Origin of the sequence: Streptomyces sp. AC1-42W, from assembly GCF_003248355.1 — a bacterium.
In the GTDB taxonomy this organism is placed as follows: domain Bacteria; phylum Actinomycetota; class Actinomycetes; order Streptomycetales; family Streptomycetaceae; genus Streptomyces.
Genome location: NZ_QKWY01000001.1, coordinates 3,718,300 through 3,737,732 on the forward strand (window position 1 = coordinate 3,718,300; position 19,433 = coordinate 3,737,732).

Annotated in this window: 18 protein-coding genes; 10 read left to right on the forward strand and 8 right to left on the reverse strand. The window is 73.0% G+C overall.

The genetic code is table 11. The features are described 5' to 3' along the window. Positions 1-53 precede the first annotated feature (53 nt). The 6 genes from DNK56_RS17005 to DNK56_RS17030 all read left to right on the forward strand — a co-directional run bounded on the left by DNK56_RS17005 (position 54) and on the right by DNK56_RS17030 (position 4,159). On the forward strand, positions 54-488 hold the full coding sequence (locus DNK56_RS17005; RefSeq protein ID WP_018550719.1) for a cupin domain-containing protein: 435 nt from the start codon (positions 54-56) through the stop codon (positions 486-488). Beyond that, on the forward strand, positions 485-1,744 hold the full coding sequence (locus DNK56_RS17010) for a beta-ketoacyl-[acyl-carrier-protein] synthase family protein (protein WP_111334951.1): 1,260 nt from the start codon (positions 485-487) through the stop codon (positions 1,742-1,744). Before DNK56_RS17005 ends, DNK56_RS17010 begins: the two co-directional genes overlap by 4 nt. Next, a complete protein-coding gene (locus tag DNK56_RS17015) occupies positions 1,744-2,982 on the forward strand; it encodes a beta-ketoacyl synthase N-terminal-like domain-containing protein (protein ID WP_111334952.1) in 1,239 nt (412 codons plus the stop codon). Before DNK56_RS17010 ends, DNK56_RS17015 begins: the two co-directional genes overlap by 1 nt. A 29-nt stretch (positions 2,983-3,011) precedes the next feature. Further along, complete coding sequence (locus DNK56_RS17020; RefSeq protein WP_111334953.1) at positions 3,012-3,269, forward strand: acyl carrier protein; 258 nt, start codon at positions 3,012-3,014, stop codon at positions 3,267-3,269. A gap of 1 nt (position 3,270) precedes the next feature. After that, entirely contained in the window at positions 3,271-3,750 is a 480-nt protein-coding gene (locus DNK56_RS17025) for an SRPBCC family protein (protein ID WP_111334954.1), read from the forward strand. 76 nt (positions 3,751-3,826) lie between these two features. Further along, on the forward strand, positions 3,827-4,159 hold the full coding sequence (locus DNK56_RS17030; protein ID WP_111334955.1) for a TcmI family type II polyketide cyclase: 333 nt from the start codon (positions 3,827-3,829) through the stop codon (positions 4,157-4,159). A 66-nt stretch (positions 4,160-4,225) separates the two neighbouring features. On the opposite strand, the gene DNK56_RS17035 is transcribed toward DNK56_RS17030, so the two are convergent. Together DNK56_RS17035 and DNK56_RS17040 are read right to left on the reverse strand one after the other, a co-directional pair. Further along, positions 4,226-5,287 (reverse strand): methyltransferase, encoded by a 1,062-nt coding sequence (locus DNK56_RS17035; RefSeq protein ID WP_111335915.1) that lies wholly within the window; start codon positions 5,285-5,287, stop codon positions 4,226-4,228. Between the two features lie 35 nt (positions 5,288-5,322). Next, a complete protein-coding gene (locus DNK56_RS17040) occupies positions 5,323-6,399 on the reverse strand; it encodes a right-handed parallel beta-helix repeat-containing protein (RefSeq protein ID WP_111334956.1) in 1,077 nt (358 codons plus the stop codon). Positions 6,400-6,513: 114 nt separating this feature from the next. On the opposite strand from DNK56_RS17040, the gene DNK56_RS17045 reads away from it, so the two are divergent. Beyond that, positions 6,514-6,921, forward strand: a complete 408-nt coding sequence (locus tag DNK56_RS17045) for an ACT domain-containing protein (protein WP_111334957.1) — start codon at positions 6,514-6,516, stop codon at positions 6,919-6,921. Positions 6,922-7,035: 114 nt separating this feature from the next. After that, a complete protein-coding gene (locus DNK56_RS17050) occupies positions 7,036-7,536 on the forward strand; it encodes a hypothetical protein (RefSeq protein ID WP_018550733.1) in 501 nt (166 codons plus the stop codon). A 64-nt stretch (positions 7,537-7,600) separates the two neighbouring features. Here DNK56_RS17050 and DNK56_RS17055 read toward each other — a convergent pair whose 3' ends face one another. Beyond that, positions 7,601-9,814, reverse strand: a complete 2,214-nt coding sequence (locus DNK56_RS17055; RefSeq protein ID WP_111334958.1) for a terpene synthase family protein — start codon at positions 9,812-9,814, stop codon at positions 7,601-7,603. A 300-nt stretch (positions 9,815-10,114) separates the two neighbouring features. Further along, positions 10,115-11,251, reverse strand: coding sequence for an aminoglycoside phosphotransferase family protein (locus DNK56_RS17060; RefSeq protein ID WP_111334959.1), 1,137 nt, complete (start codon positions 11,249-11,251; stop codon positions 10,115-10,117). Between the two features lie 231 nt (positions 11,252-11,482). Here DNK56_RS17060 and DNK56_RS17065 point away from each other — a divergent pair, with 231 nt between their 5' ends. Further along, positions 11,483-12,979, forward strand: a complete 1,497-nt coding sequence (locus tag DNK56_RS17065) for a DNA-binding protein NsdB (RefSeq protein WP_111334960.1) — start codon at positions 11,483-11,485, stop codon at positions 12,977-12,979. Positions 12,980-13,006: 27 nt separating this feature from the next. Here the strand turns inward: DNK56_RS17065 and DNK56_RS17070 are convergent, their stop codons facing one another. The 4 genes from DNK56_RS17070 to DNK56_RS17085 all read right to left on the reverse strand — a co-directional run bounded on the left by DNK56_RS17070 (position 13,007) and on the right by DNK56_RS17085 (position 18,466). Continuing rightward, on the reverse strand, positions 13,007-14,470 hold the full coding sequence (locus DNK56_RS17070) for a PP2C family protein-serine/threonine phosphatase (RefSeq protein WP_111334961.1): 1,464 nt from the start codon (positions 14,468-14,470) through the stop codon (positions 13,007-13,009). A gap of 349 nt (positions 14,471-14,819) precedes the next feature. Next, positions 14,820-15,458, reverse strand: coding sequence for a YoaK family protein (locus DNK56_RS17075; protein ID WP_111335918.1), 639 nt, complete (start codon positions 15,456-15,458; stop codon positions 14,820-14,822). Positions 15,459-15,496: 38 nt separating this feature from the next. Beyond that, positions 15,497-16,870, reverse strand: coding sequence for a cryptochrome/photolyase family protein (locus DNK56_RS17080; protein WP_111334963.1), 1,374 nt, complete (start codon positions 16,868-16,870; stop codon positions 15,497-15,499). 66 nt (positions 16,871-16,936) lie between these two features. Next, the gene (locus tag DNK56_RS17085; protein ID WP_111334965.1) at positions 16,937-18,466 is read right to left on the reverse strand and encodes an SDR family oxidoreductase; all 1,530 of its coding nucleotides are present in this window, start codon (positions 18,464-18,466) and stop codon (positions 16,937-16,939) included. 174 nt (positions 18,467-18,640) lie between these two features. Here DNK56_RS17085 and DNK56_RS17090 point away from each other — a divergent pair, with 174 nt between their 5' ends. Beyond that, positions 18,641-19,423, forward strand: a complete 783-nt coding sequence (locus tag DNK56_RS17090; protein WP_111334967.1) for a DUF4389 domain-containing protein — start codon at positions 18,641-18,643, stop codon at positions 19,421-19,423. Positions 19,424-19,433 lie beyond the last annotated feature (10 nt).

The window sequence follows — 19,433 nt, forward strand, 5'->3', positions numbered from 1 at the left end:
TTCTCGCCCGACCCGTCACACAACGCGCCCTGCGCCCAGGAGGAACAGCAGACATGACCACCCACCGGCCACGCATCGTGGACCTCAGTGAGACCCAGCCCAACCGCAGGCGCGGAGGCGACCTGCGCGCCCTGCTCACCCCGACCGCGGTGGGCGCCACCAGCGGCTTCATGGGGCTGGCCATCGTCGAGCCCGGCGACCGCATCGGCGAGCACTACCACCCGTACTCGGAGGAGTTCGTGTACGTCGTGCAGGGGCTCCTGGAGGTCGACCTGGACGGGGAGACGCACGCCATGCGCCCCGACCAGGGCCTGCTCATCCCCCCGCACGTGCGCCACCGCTTCCGCAACGTCGGCGACACCGAGGCCCGCATGGTCTTCCACCTCGGCCCGCTCGCACCCCGCCCCGAACTCGGCCACGTCGACACCGAGGTGACCGAGACCGCCGAGCGGGGTGCCCCGCCAGAACGAACCGAGGCCGCCTCATGACCCGGCGCGTGGCGGTCACCGGGGTCGGTGTCGTCGCACCGGGCGGCATCGGCGCACCGGCCTTCTGGGACCTGCTCTCCAACGGCCGCACCGCGACCCGCGGCATCACCCTCTTCGACCCGGCGGGCTTCCGCTCCCGGATCGCCGCCGAGTGCGACTTCGACCCGGCGGCCCACGGCCTGGACGACGAGGACACCGCCCGCGCGGACCGCTATGTGCAGTTCGCGATGGTCGCCGCCCGCGAGGCGCTCGCCGACGCCGGACTGGACCCGGAGCACACCGACCCGTGGCGGATGGGCGTCTCCCTCGGCACCGCCGTCGGCGGCACCACCCGCCTCGAACACGACTACGTCGCCGTCAGCGAGCACGGCACCCGCTGGGACGTGGACCACCGCCGGGCCGACCGCCACCTGGAGCGCGCCTTCTCGCCCAGCACCCTGGCCTCGGCCGTCGCCGAACAGGTCGGCGCGCACGGCCCCGTGCAGACCGTCTCGACCGGCTGCACCTCCGGCCTGGACGCCATCGGCTACGCCTTCCACTCCATCGAGGAGGGACGCGTCGACGTCTGCGTCGCCGGGGCGTCGGACTCGCCGATCACCCCGATCACCGTGGCCTGCTTCGACGCCATCAAGGCGACCTCCCCCAACAACGACGACCCGGAGCACGCCTCCCGGCCCTTCGACGCCCGCCGCGACGGCTTCGTCATGGGCGAGGGCGGCGCCGTACTCGTCCTGGAGGAGCTGGAGCACGCCAGGGCCCGCGGCGCGACCGTGTACTGCGAGATAGCCGGCTACGCGACCTTCGGCAACGCCTACCACATGACCGGGCTCACCCCCGAGGGCCTGGAGATGGCCGCGGCCATCGAGAGCGCGCTCGGCCACGCCCGGATCGCCCCCCAGGACGTCGACTACGTCAACGCGCACGGCTCGGGCACCAAGCAGAACGACCGGCACGAGACCGCCGCCGTCAAACGCGCGCTCGGCGCCCACGCCCGCAAGGTGCCGATGAGCTCCATCAAGTCGATGGTGGGCCACTCCCTCGGCGCGATCGGGGCGATAGAGATCGCCGCCTGCGTCCTGGCCCTGGTCAACCAGACGGTGCCGCCCACGGCGAACTACCGGAACCCGGACCCGGAGTGCGACCTCGACTACGTGCCGCGCACCGCCCGCCCGCTGAAGCTGCGCAGCGTCCTGTCGGTCGGCAGTGGCTTCGGCGGCTTCCAGTCCGCGGTGGCCCTGACCCGAGGGAGGACATGATGAGCACCCGAAAGGCCCGGCGTACCGTTGTCACCGGCATCGGCGTCGTCGCCCCCAACGGCACGAGCACCGAAGCCTTCTGGAAGCGCACCCAGGAAGGCATGAGCGTCCTGGACCGGGTCACCCGCGAAGGGTGCGAGAACCTGCCGCTGCGCATCGCGGGCGAGGTCCGCGGCTTCGACCCGGTCGCGCTCATCGAGGAGCGCTACCTCGTCCAGACCGACCGGTTCACGCACTTCGCCATGGCCGCCGCCGACATGGCCCTGGACGACGCCCGGCTCGGCCGCGCCGACTACGAGGACCGGCCGTTCGGCGTGGGCGTGGTCACCGCGGCCGGCTCCGGCGGCGGCGAGTTCGGCCAGCGCGAACTCCAGCGGCTGTGGGGCCAGGGCTCCACCTACGTCGGCCCCTACCAGTCGATCGCCTGGTTCTACGCGGCGAGCACCGGCCAGATCTCCATCCGGGGCGGTTTCAAGGGACCGTGCGCGGTGGTGGCCGCCGACGAGGCGGGCGGCCTGGACGCGCTGGCGCACGCCGACCGCTCCGTGCGGCGCGGCACCGACGCGGTCGTGGTCGGCGCGGCGGAGGCCCCGCTCGCCCCCTACTCCGTGGTCTGCCAGCTCGGCTACCGCGACCTGAGCGCGGCCGACGACCCGACGCGGGCCTACCGCCCGTTCACCTCGGACGCCTGCGGATTCGTGCCCGCCGAGGGCGGCGCGATGCTCGTGGTCGAGGAGGAGTCGGCGGCCCGTGACCGCGGCGCCCGGGTCCGGGCGGAGATCGCGGGCCACACCGCGACCTTCACCACCGCCGCGCACTGGGAGGAGTCCCGCGAGGGCCTCGCCCACGCCATCGAGGGCGCGCTGCGGGAGGCCGGCTGCGCACCCGACGAGGTCGACGTCGTCTTCGCGGACGCGCTGGGCTCGCCGGCCGCCGACCGGGCCGAGGCGCTGGCCCTGGCCGACGCGCTGGGCCCGCACAGCAGGCGCGTCCCCGTCACCGCCCCCAAGACGGGCATCGGCCGCGCCTACTGCGGGGGGCCCGTCCTGGACGCGGCCGCCGCCGTCCTGGCCATGGAGGACGGCCTCGTGCCGCCCACGCCCAACGTCTTCGAGGTCTGCCACGACCTCGACGTCGTCACCGGCCGGGCCCGCCCCGCCGAGCTGCGCACCGCGCTCGTCCTCAGCCGCGGCCTCATGGGCTCGAACGCGGCCCTGGTACTGCGGCGCCCCTCGTGAACCCATCCCATGAGAAGGAGAACTCCCTCATGACCGAACGACTGACGTACGAAGAGCTCGCCACCCTGATGAAGAAGGGTGCCGGACTCTCCGTCGACCCCCGCGAGATGGAGAACCGCTCCGACACCGCCTTCGACGAGTTCGGCCTGGACTCGCTGGGCCTCCTCGGCATCGTCGGCGTACTGGAGAACCGGCACGGCCGGCCGCTGCCGGCCGACGCGGACCGGTGCAGGACGCCCCGCGAATTCCTCGACCTCGTCAACAACAGCCTCATGACAGGAGCCTGACGTGTCCGGACACACCGAGAACGGGATCGTCATCGCCGCCCCCCTGGACCTCGTCTGGGAGATGACGAACGACCTGGAGAACTGGCCGCAGCTGTTCAGCGAGTACGAGTCCGTGGAGGTCCTGGAACGGGACGGCGAGCGCACCGCCTTCCGCCTGACCATGCACCCCGACGACAACGGCAAGGTGTGGAGCTGGGTCTCCGAGCGCACCACCGACCGTCCGGGCCGCACCGTCCGGGCCCGCCGCGTCGAGCCCGGACCGTTCCAGCACATGGACATCCGCTGGCAGTACGCCGAGGTGCCCGGCGGCACCCGCATGCACTGGCAGCAGGACTTCGCGATGCGCCCCGACGCACCGGTCGACGACGACTGGATGACCGACAACATCAACCGGAACTCCAAGATCCAGATGGAGCTGATCCGGCAGAAGATCGAGCAGCGCGACCGCGAGCGCCGCTCCGCCGCCGTCCCGGCCAACTGACCCGCCCCCGCGGACCGGCCACCGGACCGGCCACCCGGCCGGGTGGCCGGTCCGGGCAGCAGAAAGGCACCCGCCCATGCACCACGCCCTGATCGTCGCCCGGATGGCGCCGGGATCGGCCCCGGACATCGCGGAGCTGTTCGCCGCGTCCGACAACAGCGAACTGCCGCACCTGGTGGGTGTCACCCGCCGCAAGCTGTTCCAGTTCGGCGACGTCTACCTGCACATGATCGAGTCCGAGAAACCACCGGGCCCGGAGATCGCCAAGGTGACCGGGCACCCGGAGTTCAAGGCCATCAGCGAACGGCTCACCGCCTTCGTCAGCCCCTACGACCCCGAGACCTGGCGCGGGCCCAAGGACGCCATGGCCCAGGAGTTCTACCGCTGGGAGCGCGGCGCCACCGCGTGAGCCACGGACACCGCCCCGGTCCGGCAGCAGCTGCCGGACCGGGGCGGTCACGCGTACGCCCGCGGATCAGTCCGGGACCACGCACTCGAACGCGTGCAGATACGCGTTGACCGGCCGGACCGCGTCGATGCGCAGGCCCGCGTCGGACAGCCGGTCCACCAGACTCTGCCGGGTGTGCTTGGCGCCGCCCACGTTCAGGAGCAGCAGCAGGTCCATCGCGCTGGTGAACCGCATCGACGGGGTGTCGTCCACCAGGTTCTCGATCACGACGACCCGGGCACCGGGCCGGGCCGCCCGGACGACGGCGCGCAGCGCCCGGCGGGTGCTGTCGTCGTCCCACTCCAGGATGTTCTTGATGATGTAGAGGTCGGCGGCCACCGGAATGCCCTCGCGGCAGTCCCCGGCCACGATCGACGCCCGCCCGGCGAGCGCCCCGCCCTCCCGCAGCCGCCCGTCGGCCCGCGCGACCACGCCCGGCAGATCCATCAGGGTGCCGCTGAGCGACGGGTACTTCTCCAGCAGACCGGCCAGCACATGCCCCTGGCCGCCGCCGATGTCCGCCACCGCCGAGACCCCGGTGAGGTCGAGCAGCGCGGCCACGTCCAGCGCCGACTGCACACTGGAGGTGGTCATCGCCTCGTTGAACACCTGCGCCGACTCGTGGGCGTCCTGGTGCAGGTAGTCGAAGAACTCCTTGCCGAAGACATCCTCGAACACATTGGAGCCGGAGCGCACCGCGTCCTCCAGACGCGGCCACACCTGCCACGTCCAGGGCTCCGTGCACCACAGCGTGATGGCCCGCAGACTGTGCGGGTCGTCCTCGCGCAGCAGCCGGGACATGTCGGTGTGCGCGAAGGTGCCGTCGGCGTGCTCCGTGAAGACGCCGTAGCAGGCCAGGGCCCGCAGCAGCCGCCGCAGCGGGCCGGCCTCGGTGCCCACCGCCGCCGCCAGCCGCTCCGGGGTCTGGGGCGTCTCGCCCAGCGCGTCGGCGACGCCCAGCCGGGCGCAGGCGCGCAGGGCGGCGGAGCGGGCCGCGCCGAACACGATCTCGCGCAGCCGCATCGCCGGCTGCGGGGTGGGAAGGGGCTGGACGGGAGTGGTGCCGGGGGTCGTGCTCACGGTGGTCATGCCGTCTCGCTTCTCCTCGTACGGGGGGTCACCGGTCAGCACATCCCGGCCGGTGCGGAGGTCGTGCAGACATTGCCGGTGAACCGGTTGCCCGTGCCGGTGTCCCGGTCGGCCAGATCCGCCGGCCGGTTGCCGAGGACCACGTTGCCGCTCACGGTGTTGTCGTTGTTCTTCGCGCCCACGAAGCTCTTGAACAGCACGACACCGCCCGACAGCGGGGTGTCGCCCACGTTGTCGCGGATCACGTTGGACCGCACCTCGGTGGCCGCGGCGCCGGTCAGCACGATCCCGGAACCCTGGATCGCGGGCAGCCGGTCGGTGGCGGCGCAGAACTTGTTGTTGCCGGTGATCCGGTTGGCGCGCACCGCCATGTCACCGGCCTGCGGGGTGCCCTCGTCGCCCACGACGAACATCCCGCTGCAGTTGGCGGTGACGGTGTTGTCCCGCACCGACAGGTTGCGCACCCGCCGCGCGGTGAACCCGATCCGGTTGTCGGTCAGCGTGTTGCCCCGGACCCGGGTGCCGCCGGTGTCGGTGGCGCCGCCCTCCTCGTCCACGCTGTTGGCGACGAAGACGCCCGCGTCGCCGTTGGAGCGGGCGGTGCTGTCGCGGATGTCGGAGCGGGTGGACCGCTGCTGGGCGATGCCCCAGACGCCGTTCGCGTCGGCGGTCACCGACCGCACGGTCAGCCGGTCGGTCCAGGACGCCCAGACGCCGCTGCGGTCGAACCCGGTGACGCGCAGGGACCTGATGGTCACCCCGTCCACGGTGGCGTCCCGCGTCCCCAGCACGCAGATGCCGTTGCCGGCCCCCGCGCAGTCGTCGCCGGACGCGGCCCGGCCTTCGGCGGGCATGACGACGGTGCCGTCGCCGGAGCCGCGCAGGGTGATCCCCGGCGTGGTGATCCGCACGCTCTCGCGGTAGGTGCCGGGCCGGACGACGACGGTGTCGCCGGGCCGCGCGGCGTCCACCGCCGCCTGGATGGACTGCCCCGGCGACACCACGAGTGCGGCGCCCGCGCCGGCGGCCGGCGCGGAGGGGGCCGCGACGGCCAGGCCGGCGGCCGATGCGGCCGCGATGCTCACGAGGCGGGTGATGTGTCGTTTCCTCATGAGCCGAAGCTATGGGCGATCCCGGCCCCGTGCCACGCACGGTGACCGGTTGGACGCGGGACGTGCCCGAATGGCTCACGCCCGCGCCCGTGCCACGCCCGGTAGCGTGGCGGTGTGACCCCCGAGAGCGATCTTCGAGTCCTGCTGAGCGAGCTGCGCCCCGAGCGCCGGCCGGGCCGCTATGTGTACGCCACCGTGCCGGACGGCGTCCTGCCCGACGGCGTCGACCCCGTCGTCACGGTCCGGGAGACCGAGGGGCTCACCCTGGTGCTCCCCGAGACGGAGGCGGCGGCGGCCGGGCTGCCGTACACCTACGCGGCCGGCTGGATCACCCTGCGGGTGCACTCGGCGCTGGAGGCGGTGGGCCTGACCGCCGCGGTGTCGCTCGCCCTCACCGACGCCGGGATCAGCTGCAACGTGGTGGCGGGATACCACCACGACCACCTCTTCGTGCCGTACGGGCGCACCGACGACGCCGTCGCCGTGCTGGAACGCCTCGCGGCGGAGTCCCGGACCCGCTGAGGGTGTGCCCGCGGGCATGGGTGCGCGGGTGTGCGCGGGTGTGCCGCCGGGCCTGGGCATATGCCGGTCCGGGTCCGGCTCGGCGAGGTGAGCTGGGACACGTAACATGTGTGCATGTCCTTCCTCCGCCGCCGTAGCGCCGCCACACCCGCGGGCCCCGACTTCGACGTCCTGGCCATGGACCCCGGTGACTGGCCCGGAAACCTCGGCGCCGGTCTGTTGCCCGCGCCCGACGGCAGCTGCCAGGGTGTGTTCCTGCGGTACGACCTGTTCGGCGGGCGCGGCCCCGCGATGATCATCGGCAACCTCCCGGAGGGCTCGCCCGCGCGCGAGACCGAGGAGGGACAGGTGCCCTTCGAGGTGGCCCAGCTGCTGCTCGCCCTGGAGAACGACGAGCCGGTCGAGGTCACCGGCACCGAGGACATGCCCGTGATGCAGGGCGACAACCTGCTGATCGTGCGCCGGGTGAAGCTCTCCGAGAGCCGGATCTCCTGTGTGCAGTTCGACCGCAGCGACGGGGTGCTCGTCACCATCGCCAGCTGGGACCGGCCCATCACCGACGACCTCTACACCCTTCTGAAGCCGCTCCCCGCCGAACTCTTCCAGCAGGGCTGAGCCCGCACCGCCCGGCCGGGACGGGCCCGCCGTGTACCGAACACGGCGGGCCCCACCCGTACCGCTACACGCCGGCCGCCGACAGGGGGCCGAACAGCGACGCCAGTCGCGCCGCCGAAGTCCCCATCCCCTGCGGGCCGTTCAGATGCCACGGGGCCGCGGTGCCGCGCCGCAGATCCTCCTCGCGATAGCGCCGGCAGCCCCGGTGCCAGATCAGGATGCCCGCGAGCCAGTGCTTCAGCTCCTGCACATAGCCGGCCAGCGTCTCCCGCGCCTCGGCGTCGAGGCCGAAGTCGTCGTACAGCACCGGCAGTTCGTTCTCGGCGACATGGATGAACTGCCGCAGCCGCGACTTCATCAGGTCGTACAGGATCGCCATCCCGGTCGGGTAGTCCACCCCGAAGAAGTTCTGCACCACCAGGACGCCGTTGTGCACCTCGCCCTCGTACTCGATCTCTTTCTGGTACGAGAACAGGTCGTTGAGCAGCGCCGCGTAGTCGGCGGCCGCGTTCTCCAGCGAGCGCAGCGGGCCGCTCTCGTAGATCTCCGGCGGCACCTTCCGGCCGTGCCCCAGCCGGCACAGGCTCATCGTCAGGTCCGAGCCGAACGTCATGCGGCGCATCTCGACGTAGTCCACCGGATCGGGAATCCGGTGCTGAGCCTGGTTCGCCAGCTCCCACAGCCAGCTCTCCGTCATGTCCTCGATCGACTTGCGGAACATGTGCCGGCCGGCCTCGTCCATCGGCCCCGCCGTGCGCTCCCACAGATCCCCGAGGCCCCGCTCCAGCGCGTTGACCGGCTCCGGCGTCGGGCCGCCGTCCAGCGGCATGAACAGCGACAGGCGCTCGTTGGCCAGCCGGGCCCCCGCCAGATCGCGCGTCCGGCCGTGCACCACGGGGAACCAGTCGTCCCCGTACGTCCCCCAGGCCAGCCACCCCGAGGACAGGTCCAGGCCCTCCGGCGTGGCGTCCGGGTGGATACCGGCCGCGCACAGCGGCAGGTCGATCGCCCGCAGCCGCTCCTCGTCCCAGATGTGCGAACCCGGCACCCCCGGCTGCGGCCCGAGGATGCCCATCCGGTCCGCCCAGACCACCATCCGCTCGCGCGCCCCGTCCAGGTGCGGGCTGAGCGTCGTCCGGAAGGGCATGTCGAAGTCCGGCAGCAGGGAGGGGCCCACGTGCTGGAAGAGCACATGGCTGTGGCTGCGCCGCCGGGCCGACTCCGAGCGCCGGGTGAACCGGATCGACGCGGCGGACATCCCGAAGCCGGGCGCGGCCTCGGCCGCACCGCCGCCGTTCATGTAGCGGCTGGAGCGCATGTGCCACTCGTGGCCGCCCGACTGCCAGTCCTGGAGGCCCTTGACGTAGGCCAGCACCGCGGCGGTCTGTGCGGCGTCCAGCCCCTTGGCCGCGCAGAGCGGGCCCAGTTCGGTGAGCGCGGTGTTCTCGAACTGCTGGAGCCTGGACGTCAGCAGATCGTTCACCGCCTCGGCCGCCTCCTGCGTCGAGCAGCCGAGGAAGCGTTCCAGGACCAGCACCCCGTTGCTGTTCTCGCCCTCGTCCTCCACCTCGCGCTGATACGAGAAAAGGTCGTTGCGCAGATGGACACCGTCCGAGAACGCGTCGCGCAGGACACGCAGCGCGCGTTCACCGGCCACCGCCTCCGGAACCTCGGCCCCCGCCGCGTACTCCACCAGCCCCGCCGACCAGGGCGCCCCGCCCACCTTGCGGCGCATCTCGATGTACTCGACGGGGTTGGCGATGCGGCCCTCGTTGATGTTCGCGAGTTCCCACAGCGACTCGTTGAGGAGGTTGCGCGTCGACTCGGCGAACCGTTCCCGCCAGGCGTCCGACATCGCCGGCACCGTCCGCGTCCACAGATCGGCGAGCCCCGCCTCCACCGGGTTCTCCGGCTCCGGCATCGGCGCCCCGCGCTCCATCGGCATGAACGCCGGCAGCCGGTCCAGATACCGCTTGCCGCCCTCCCGGTCCGGGGTCCGCTTGAACAGCTCCAGGAAGTGGTCGTCGAAGAAGAAGACCCACACGTACCAGTCGGTGACCAGCGACAGCGCGTCCGCCGAGCAGTCGGGATGCGTGTACGCGCACAGCAGCGCGTAGTCGTGCGCGTCGAGGTCCTTCTCCTCCCAGATCCCCGACCCCTCCAGCATCCCCATGGACCGCGCCCACGCCTTCGTGTGCGCTCTGGCCTCCTCCACATGGGGATTGAGGCGCGCCGGATACGGAACATAGAAGTCCGGCAGGGTGAACGGCTGAGCCATGAGTGTGTCCGGCCTTTCCGAAATGCCAGCGCGTGGCGGGCCACGCGCGTCGGTCCTGTCGGCGCGAGCACTACCCTTGCTCCGTTCGGGGCACGCACATCCGCGATTAATCACACCGGAGTACGCCCGTTCGAGGGACAAGGGCCCGGTTTTCCCACGCCGAGACGCCGCGACGTGCACACGGACATGCACACAGACGACGTGCACACGGGCACGCACACAGACGTGCACACACAACAGCGCGCCGCGGGACCGGTGTGTCGGCACCGGGCCCGCGGCGCGCCCCGCGGGGGGAAATGGTCAGCGGGTTCCGACGGCCGCCCGCACGGCGTTGCGGGCCATCGCGCAGTCGTCGTGCAGCCGGCGCAGCAGCAGCCGCTGCTCCTCGCCGGGGGCGAGCGAGCCCGGACGGTCCTGGCCGGACCTGGCGGGACCGGCGTCCCGCATCGCCCGCTGCACGGCCGTCTCGTACCTGCGGATCTCCCGGGTCAGAACGAGCATCAGGTTCACCAGGAACGCGTCCCGCGCCGCCGGACCGGCCACCTGCGCCAGCTTGCTGATCTCGCGCCGCGCCACCGGGGCGTCGCCCAGCACCGTCCACAGCGTCGCCAGGTCGTAGCCCGGCAGGTACCAGCCCGCGTGCTCCCAGTCCACCAGCACCGGACCGGTGGGCGACAGGAGGATGTTGGACAGCAGCGCGTCCCCGTGGCAGAACTGGCCCATGGCGTGCCGTCCGCCGGAGTGGGCGAGCCCGTGCAGCAGCTTCTGCAGGTCGCCCAGGTCCCGGTCGGTGAAGAGCCCCAGCTCGTGGTACCGGGTGATCCGCGCGGCGTAGTCCAGCGGCGCGTCGAACAGTCCGGCCGGCGGGCGCCAGGCGTTCACCCGGCCGATCGCGCCGAGCACGGCCCGCAGATCCGCGCGCGGCGGGGTCTCGGACGGATGCCTCGTCAGCGCGGCCACCCGGCCGGGCATCCGCTCGATGACCAGCGTGCAGTTCTCCGGATCGGCGGCGATGAGCCGGGGCGCCCGGACCGGCGGACGGTGCCGGACGAACGCCCGGTATACCGCTATCTCGTGCTTGAACCGTTCCGACCACGCGGGGGAGTGGTCCAGTAAACACTTCGCGACCGCCGTCGCCCGTCCGGTGGAACCGACGAGCAGCACCGAACGCCCGCTGCGCCGCAGCACCTGTACCGGGTTGAACTCCGGGCAGATCCGGTGCACGGACGCGATCACCATGCGCAGCTGGGCGCCCTGCGGGCCCGAGAGGTCCAGCCGGCCGCCGAGCGAGGGGACGCCCGGCCCCCCCGGACGCCGGGGCCGGCCGATACCGGCGGCCGGGACGGCGGCGCGCGGGTCGAGGTACGGCCCGCCGCCCGCCTGGAGCGGACGCAGCGGCCGGGGCGGGGCGGACACGGAGGACGATGCTGTGTACATGGGCGAGACAGATCCCTTCGCGCGCCGACAAGATGCGTGCGCCACCCCGACCGGCGGCCCTTCGGCACCCTGGGGAGTACCGAGGGCTGCCGGGCGGGGTTGCGCTTTCCTACCTTACAACAGCGCATGGGTGTGTATCGACATAGCGAGCCCTGGCGAAGCCTGGCGAATAGGCGAAAGGCATCTGACCCGGGGTTAGTGTCAACACAGCCGAGAACCTGGGGGCTTGACGTGACCGGAGAACCCAACACCCGTCTGTCGGACCTGTTCGGCCTGGCCGGCTGGTCCAAGGGCGAACTCGCGAGAATGGTGAACCGGAAGGCGGCGGCCCTGGGCCATCCGCAACTGGCCACCGACACCTCGCGCGTGAGGCGCTGGATCGAACTGGGGGAGTCCCCCCGTGATCCCGTGCCCAGAGTGCTGGCTGCTCTGTTCACCGAGCGGCTCGGCCGTGTCGTGACCATCGAGGACCTCGGGTTCGGCCGGCGCGGGCGTGTGGGGAAGCGGCGAGAGGCCGGGACGCAGGACAATCCCGACCGACTCCCGTGGGCGCCCGAACGGACGGCAGCGGTCCTCACCGAATTCACGGGAATGGACCTCATGCTCAACCGACGCGGCTTGGTGAGCGCGGGCGCCGCGCTCGCCGCCGGCTCCACCATCGCCGGCCCCATGCACGACTGGCTGCACACCGACCCCGTACTGGCCGCCGACGCCCCGCGCGCAGGCGATCCGGTGCACGCGGACCCCGCCGGTTTCGACCGGTACGAGGCCGCACCCATCGGCTCCGAGGAGATCGAGGCGCTGGAGCGCTCCGTGGAGGTGTTCCGCGCCTGGGACGCGTCCCACGGCGGCGGCCTCCAGCGCAAGGCCGTGGTGGGCCAGCTCAACGAGGTGGGCGGCATGCTCGCCTACCGCCACCCCGCCCACCTCCAGCAGCGCCTCTGGGGCGTCGCGGCCAACCTCGCCGTCCTGGCGGGGTGGATGTCCCACGACGTCGGCCTCGAACCCACGGCGCAGAAGTACTTCGTCATCGCCGCGCACGCGGCCCGCGAGGGCGGCGACCGTCCGCGGGCGGGCGAGGCCCTGTCCCGCGCGGCCCGCCAGATGGTCCACCTGGGCCGTCCCGACGACGCGCTGGACCTGATGAAACTCGCCAAGTCCGGCTCGGGCGAGGACGTTCTGCCCCGCACCCAGGCGATGCTCTGCACCATCGAGGCGTGGGCGCAGGCGTCCATGGGCCGGGGCCAGGCCATGCGGCGCACCCTGGGCCGGGCGGAGGAGCTCTTCGTCTCGGACCGGAGCGACGTGCCCCCGCCCAGCTGGATGCAGATGTTCGACGAGGCCGACATGCACGGCATGCAGGCCCTGGCGTTCCGGACGCTCGCCGATCACGACCCCTCGGCGGCGGTCATCGCCCAGCGGCACGCCAAGCGGGCCCTGGAACTGCGCGCCGGAGGGCGCCAGCGGTCCAGGATCTTCGACTACATCTCGCTCGCCTCGGCCTGCTTCATCGCCGACGACCCGGAACAGGCCGACACCTACGCCCGGCTCGCCCTGGTCTCGATGGGGGAGACCTCCTCCCACCGGACCTGGGACCGGCTGCGCGAGATGTACCGGCTCACCGGCCAGTACGCGGGCTACGCGAAGATCGAGGACCTCCGCGAGGAGATCGAGATCTCACTGCCCCAGCAGCAGCGCGCCAAGAAGCCGAGGAGCACGGAGATCTGAGGAGTTCGCTCTCCTACGCCCCGACTTCTATGCCCCGACGCGGGCGATCAGTACGCACGCGTCGTCCGGTCGTCCCATCCCGCCGAACTCCTCGGCGACGGCCCGTACGCACTCCTGTGCCGAACGGGCCCCGGCGAAGCGTGCGGCCAGTCCGAGCAGCCTTTCCGTACCCGTACCCGTACCCGTGTGCGTACCGCCGTGTCCGGCGGTGTCACGGGCCAGTCCCTCGGTGTGCAGCAGCAGCACGTCCCCGGGGAGCAGGCGCGCTTCGTCCTGCTCGTACACGACGCCGGAGGCGGCTCCGAGCAGCACCCCGTCCGGCGGGGGCAGCGGGCGTGCGGTGCCGGCGCGGAAGAGCAGCGGTGCGGGGTGTCCGGCCTGCGCCCAGTCCAGGGTGCGGGTCGCCGGGTCGAACCGGCAGCACACGGCGCTGCCCAGGGCCGGCTGAATGGAGGTTTCCAGTAACTGATTGAGATGGCCGAGCAGGGGGCCGGGGGCGACACCGGCGACCGCCATGCCGCGCACCGCTCCCATGACCACGGCCATGGCGGAGGTGGCCTGGATGCCGTGGCCGGTCAGATCGCCGACGGTGAGCAGGGTCCTGCCGTCCGGCAGTTCCATGGCGTCGTACCAGCCGCCGCCGACCGGGGCGTTCGTCTCCGCCGGCAGATAGTGGGCGGCGATGTCCAGCGCGCCCGGACCGCGGTCGGGGAGCCGGAGGGAGGTCTGCCAGGGCGGGAGCACGGCTTCCTTCAGCTCCACCGCGATCCGGCGTTCGGTGCCGGCGATGTGCTCCTCGCGGCGCAGCGACTCATGGCTGCGGCGCACCGCGCGCTGGCTGCGGCGCAGGGCGCTGACGTCGCGCAGGACGGCCCACATGGAAGCGGTGCGGCCGTCCGTGTCGAGCACGGGTTCGCCCAGCATGTGCAGGGTGCGCACCCGGCCGTCGGTGTGCCTGATGCGGAACTCGCCGTCTATCGGCTTGCCGTCCACCAGGCAGTCCGTGACGAGCGCGGTGAGCAGGGGCTGGTCCTCGGGGAGCAGCCGGGAGGGCAGCGCGTCGAGTGTCAGCCCGCCCGCCTCCGGGGCCCGCCCGAAGATCCGGAACAGCTCGTCGGACCAGCTGACCTCGTCCGTGAGCAGATTCCACTCGGCGCTGCCCACCCGGCCGATCAGGGAGCCGGCGGGTTCCTTCGGGTCCGCCCCCGGGCCGTCCTCGGGCGGGGGCGGCGCGGAGGCTTCCCCGGGCGGGCCCTCCCGGAGCTGGCCGAGGTGGGCGCCGAGATCGTCCAGGTGGTGCACGGCCAGATCGCACAGGGCCCGCTGCCAGCGCATCCGGGCGTCGTCCTCGGCCTCGTCCACGCGCGCGGCGTCGCGCCGTACCGCGTCCACGTCGCCGCGCAACCGGCGCGTCCGGTCGATGAGGGCATCGACGGCATCGCGCTCGGGCGGGTGTGGTGCGGGGCGGTCCGCAGAGCGGGGGGACGGCATGGAGGACTCCGATACAGGGCGGTACAACCAGTGACGAAGGGTGGACCGGATACGACTTTCGCACAGCCGGAAGGGGCTCGTAAGCGGTTTGGCAACACTCGATGGCTTCTTGCATCCGGCATATGCCAGCGGCTGACCATGGCCCACCTTTTCTCGAACACCCTTGCTGTTTACGGCGGTTGGTGCAAGTCGAGCGGTGTGCGACCGGCTTTCGGGCGGGGGCGCGCGGCCGGCTTCCGCGCGGCGCGCGCCCGTGCACTGGATCACAGTCGAGGGGGGAGGCTGCCGGGAACACCAGGCAGTGGTTTATCGTTCACCTATATGCGGGCGATGTTCCGAACGTCCGCCTTCAAGCCGCCCCGGCTGGATTCCCCCGATCCGGCCGGGGCTTCCCCTTTCCCGCCGCCAGGGCCTCCACCAGGAGCGCCGCCCCCGCGAGCACCGCGGCCGTCACCCCGCCGGACGCCGGCCAGAACCGCACCGCCAGCGCCGCGACCGCGGCCCCCGCCACCGCCGCCGCCAGCCGCCCCGCGGTCCAGCCGTCCTCACCGCGCCACGCCCGCTCACCCGCCAGCCGGCCCACCAGCGACGTCAGCGTGCCCGTGAAGTAGTTCGTGGGCGTCGCCCGCGCCCGCCCCTGGATACCCATCGCCAGCCCCAGCAGCACCAGCAGCCCCAGCCGCTCCGTCTCCGACGCCACCACCCCGGCCGCCCACAGCCAGGCCCCCGCCGCCAGCAGCACCACTTCCGCCAGCAGCATCAGCGGCACCCGCCGCCACACCCGCTCGCCCGCCAGCGCCGCCCCCGCCACCCCGCACCCGTACGAGACCAGCGCGGTGACCACCCGCAGCGCCACCCCGTGCTCCCCGGCCCCGGCGGCCGCCGCCCCCAGCAGCACCAGGTTCCCGGTCATCACCCCGGCGAAGACCTGACCCACGCAGAGGAACACGAACGCGTCCGCCGCCCCGGACGCCGCCGACAGCAGCACCAGCGCGGTACGCGGCCCCGCGCCCCGGCCCACCGCCCTCACTCCAGTCCACGCGCACGCCGGAACCGGTCCAGCCCCTCGGCCAGCTCCACCACCGGCTCCGGATACTCCAGCCGCTCCCGCTCCTCCCCGGCCAGCTTCCACGGCTCGTGCACCGCGGACCCGGCCACCGCGGCCAGCTCCGGCACCCAGCGCCGTACGTACGCCCCGTCCGGGTCGAGCCGCCGGCCCTGCGCCACCGGATTCAGCACCCGGTTGGGCCGGCTGTCCGTCCCGGTCCCGGCCATCCACTGCCAGTTCAGCTGGTTGTCGGCGATGTCGCCGTCCACCAGGAGGTCCAAGAAGTGCCGGGCGCCGACGCGCCAGTCCACGTACAGCGTCTTGGTCAGGAAGGAGGCGGTGAGCAGCCGGCCCCGGTTGTGCATCCAGCCCTCGTGGCGCAGCTGGCGCATCGCGGCGTCGACCACCGGATAGCCGGTGCGCCCCCGCCGCCACGCCTCGATCTCCGCGGCCGCCTCCGGCTCGGAGCGCCACCGGTCGTGCTTGGTCCGGTAGTCCTCGCGCGACGCGGCCGGGCGGGCGGCGAGGACCTGGTGGTGGAACTCGCGCCAGCACAGCTGCCGCACGAACGCCTCGGCCCCGGCGCCGCCCGTCTCCCGCGCCCTGTGCACCAGTTCGACGGGGGAGAGGGTGCCGAAGTGCAGATGCGGCGAGAGGCGCGAGGTGGCATCGGCCGCGAGATCGTCGCTCCGCTCCGCGTACGCCTCCAGGCCACCGCGCCGCCACGCGGCGAACGCCTTGCGCGCCGCCCGCTCACCGCCCTCCGCCAGCCCTTCCGACACCCCGTCCACGGCGGCGCGCGCCGGGATCTCCTCCGACCGGGGCCCGCTCGGCACCCGGACCGCCCTCGGCGCGCCGAACACCTCGCGCAGCCGCTCCCCGGACCAGCGCCTGAAGTACGGCGTGAACACGGCGAAATGGTCCGAGGCGGCGGGCGTCACCGCGCCCGGCGCGACCGCGGTGACCACCCCGTCGTGCACGCGCAGCCGGCGCCCGGCGGACTCCAGCGCCGCGCGCAGCCGTTCCTCGCGGCGACGGGCGTAGCCACTGATGTCCGCCGCGACATGCACCTCGTCCGCACCGGTCTCGGCGGCGATCGCGCACACCTCGGCGGCCACGTCCCCGGACCGCACGACGAGCCGGCCGCCCCGGTCGCGCAGCCCGGCGTCCAGGTCGCGCAGACAGTCGGCGAGGAAGGCGCGCCGGTTGGGCACACCGAACCCGGCCGCCTCGATCGCGTCGTCCCGCACGAACAGCGGCACGACCTCGTCGGCGGACGCGAGCGCGGCGCGCAGCGGCGGATGGTCGTGCAGACGGAGATCGGCGGTGAACAGGACGACCGCGACGGTCATGGCGCAACTCCCAAGGGGCCGGGGACAGCCATGCTGCCGTCACCCGGCCGCCTTCGGACGCGACGCTCAGGGCGACACCGCGGGTACCGCCCGTCCGGGTGACGTACCGGTCTCGGCCGCCCGGGCGATGTTGCGCGCCATCCCGCCGAACACCACGGCGTGGAACGGCGAGACGCTCCACCAGTAGGCGTGGCCCAGCAGCCCGTGCGGATGGAACAGGGCCCGCTGCCGGTAGCGCACCCGGCCCCGCCCGTCCCGCTCCACGTACATCTCCAGCCAGGCGAGTCCCGGCAGCCGCATCTCCGCGCGCAGCCGCAGCAGCCGCCCCGGTTCGATCTCCTCGACCCGCCAGAAGTCCAGCGAGTCGCCCACCCGCAGCCGCTCGGTGTCGCGCCGGCCGCGCCGCAGGCCGACACCGCCCACCAGCCGGTCGAGCCAGCCGCGCACCGCCCACGCCGGCGGGAAGGAGTACCAGCCGTTCTCCCCGCCGATGCCCTCGATCACCCGCCACAGCGCCTCCGGCGAGGCGTCCACGGCACGTTCGCGTACATCCGTGTACAGGCTGCCGCCCGCCCAGTCGGGGTCGGTGGGCAGCGGATCGCTCGGCACACCGGGCACCGCGGCGGAGGACCAGCGGGTGGTCACCCGGGCCTCCCGGATGCGCTGGAGCGCCAGCCGCAGCGCGGTGTTCAGCGAGAACGGCTGCCCCGCCCCGTCCGGGACGTAGCCCGCGATGTCGTGCTCCCGGCACACCACCTCGTAGCGCAGCGACTCGGCGAGCGGCCGCGCGATCGGCGCAGGGACGGGCGTGATCAGCCCGATCCAGTGGCTGGAGAGTCCCGGCGTCAGCATCGGCACGGGCAGGATCAGCCGGTGCGGCAACTCCGCGACCTCCGCGTACCGCTGCATCATGTCGCGGTACGTGAGCACATCGGGGCCGCCGATGTCGAACGCGCGGTTCACCTCCGCGGGCATACGGGCGCTGCCCACCAGATAGCGCAGCACATCGCGCACGGCGATGGGCTGGATGCGCGTCGACACCCAGCTCGGCGTCACCATGACCGGCAGCCGCTCCGTGAGATAGCGCAGCATCTCGAAGGAGGCGGAACCCGAGCCGATGATGACCGCGGCCCGCAGCGCGGCGGTCGGCACACCGGAGTCCAGCAGGATGCGGCCGACCTCGGCGCGCGAGCGCAGATGCGGCGACAGCTCGCGCTCCGGGACGCCCTCGGGGGTGAGCCCGCCCAGATAGACGATCCGGCCGACCCCCGCGGCCCGGGCCCGCTCCGCGAACGCCGCGGCGGCCCGCCGGTCGGTCTCCTCGAAGTCGGCGCCCGACGTCAGCGCGTGCACCAGGTAGTACGCCACGTCGATGCCGTCCATCGCCGGGTCGAGGGACGCCGCGTCCGTGACATCGCCCCGGACGGTCTCCACCTCCCCGGCCCACGGCTGGTCGCGCAGCTTCTCCGGGGTCCGGGCCAGACACCGCACCCGGTGCCCGGCGGCCAGCAGCTCCGGGACCAGCCGGCCGCCGATGTAGCCGGTGGCCCCGGTCACCAGACAGCTGAGAGGAGCATGGGCATGGTCGTCCGTCATCGGACCTCCGCATCACCGGGTCGAGCCCCGTCGCGACCAGTCTGGTGCCCGTGCCGCCGCCCCGCACGGCGGGTCCGCCCCCGCCCGGCCGGCGACCCGATCGGCCCGCGGCCGATTGCGGGCCGCGCCCGCGGGCCCGACGGTGGGGACCACACCCGCCGGAAGAGGAGCGACATGTCGGACGCCCAGTGGAGCCCGGTGCCACGCGCGGGGGACGCGGACGAGTTCCTGCCCGTGCTGGACCTCGTCGAACCGGCCCGCCAGCGGCGCCTCACCGTCCTGTTCCGGCTGCTCCTGCTGATCCCGCACGCCGTCGTGCTGGTCGTCCTGGAGATCGCGGCCTTCTTCACCCTGATCTTCGGCTGGTTCGCCGCCCTCGCCCTCGCCCGGCTGCCCGGCCCCGTCCACCGCTTCCTCGCCCAGGTCCTGGCGTACCGGACCAGAGTGGGCGCGAGCGCCATGCTGCTCATCGACAGCTACCCGCCCTTCACCCTGGCCCAGCCCGCGGACCACCCCGTCCGCATCGACGTCCGGCCGACCCGGCTGAACCGGCTCGCCGTCTTCTTCCGGGCGGCCCTGGTCATCCCCGCCGCGATCGTGCAGGGCCTGCTCACGTCCGGCTGGTCGGCCCTGGCGGTCCTGTGGTGGCTGATCACCCTGATCCTCGGCCGCATGCCCCGCCCCCTGTTCGAGGCCACCGCGGCGACCCTGCGCTACGAGATGCGGGTCTCCGCCTACTTCTCGCTGCTCACCCCGGCCTACCCCAAGGGACTCTTCGGCGAGGACGCCCTCGCCGTGCCGCAGGGCCGGCCGCGCTCCGCCACCCGGCCACTGGTCGTGAGCGGCGCGGGCAAGGCCATGCTGGTCCTCTACCTGGTCCTCGGGGTCATCGGCGGCGTCACCACGTCCGCGACCCGCTCCACCACGGACGACACCGGCTACAGCCTGCGGCCGTAAACCGCTCGTA

Excerpts from the sequence above, each read along its gene's own strand:
- DNK56_RS17035 (WP_111335915.1), bottom strand. The coding sequence starts at position 5,287 with ATGACCACCGTGAGCACGACCCCCGGCACCACTCCCGTCCAGCCCCTT.
- DNK56_RS17040 (WP_111334956.1), bottom strand. The coding sequence starts at position 6,399 with ATGAGGAAACGACACATCACCCGCCTCGTGAGCATCGCGGCCGCATCG.
- DNK56_RS17055 (WP_111334958.1), bottom strand. The coding sequence starts at position 9,814 with ATGGCTCAGCCGTTCACCCTGCCGGACTTCTATGTTCCGTATCCGGCG.
- DNK56_RS17085 (WP_111334965.1), bottom strand. The coding sequence starts at position 18,466 with ATGACGGACGACCATGCCCATGCTCCTCTCAGCTGTCTGGTGACCGGG.
- DNK56_RS17015 (WP_111334952.1), top strand. The coding sequence starts at position 1,744 with ATGAGCACCCGAAAGGCCCGGCGTACCGTTGTCACCGGCATCGGCGTC.
- DNK56_RS17010 (WP_111334951.1), top strand. The coding sequence starts at position 485 with ATGACCCGGCGCGTGGCGGTCACCGGGGTCGGTGTCGTCGCACCGGGC.
- DNK56_RS17050 (WP_018550733.1), top strand. The coding sequence starts at position 7,036 with ATGTCCTTCCTCCGCCGCCGTAGCGCCGCCACACCCGCGGGCCCCGAC.
- DNK56_RS17080 (WP_111334963.1), bottom strand. The coding sequence starts at position 16,870 with ATGACCGTCGCGGTCGTCCTGTTCACCGCCGATCTCCGTCTGCACGAC.
- DNK56_RS17070 (WP_111334961.1), bottom strand. The coding sequence starts at position 14,470 with ATGCCGTCCCCCCGCTCTGCGGACCGCCCCGCACCACACCCGCCCGAG.
- DNK56_RS17090 (WP_111334967.1), top strand. The coding sequence starts at position 18,641 with ATGTCGGACGCCCAGTGGAGCCCGGTGCCACGCGCGGGGGACGCGGAC.
- DNK56_RS17060 (WP_111334959.1), bottom strand. The coding sequence starts at position 11,251 with ATGTACACAGCATCGTCCTCCGTGTCCGCCCCGCCCCGGCCGCTGCGT.
- DNK56_RS17005 (WP_018550719.1), top strand. The coding sequence starts at position 54 with ATGACCACCCACCGGCCACGCATCGTGGACCTCAGTGAGACCCAGCCC.
- DNK56_RS17030 (WP_111334955.1), top strand. The coding sequence starts at position 3,827 with ATGCACCACGCCCTGATCGTCGCCCGGATGGCGCCGGGATCGGCCCCG.
- DNK56_RS17020 (WP_111334953.1), top strand. The coding sequence starts at position 3,012 with ATGACCGAACGACTGACGTACGAAGAGCTCGCCACCCTGATGAAGAAG.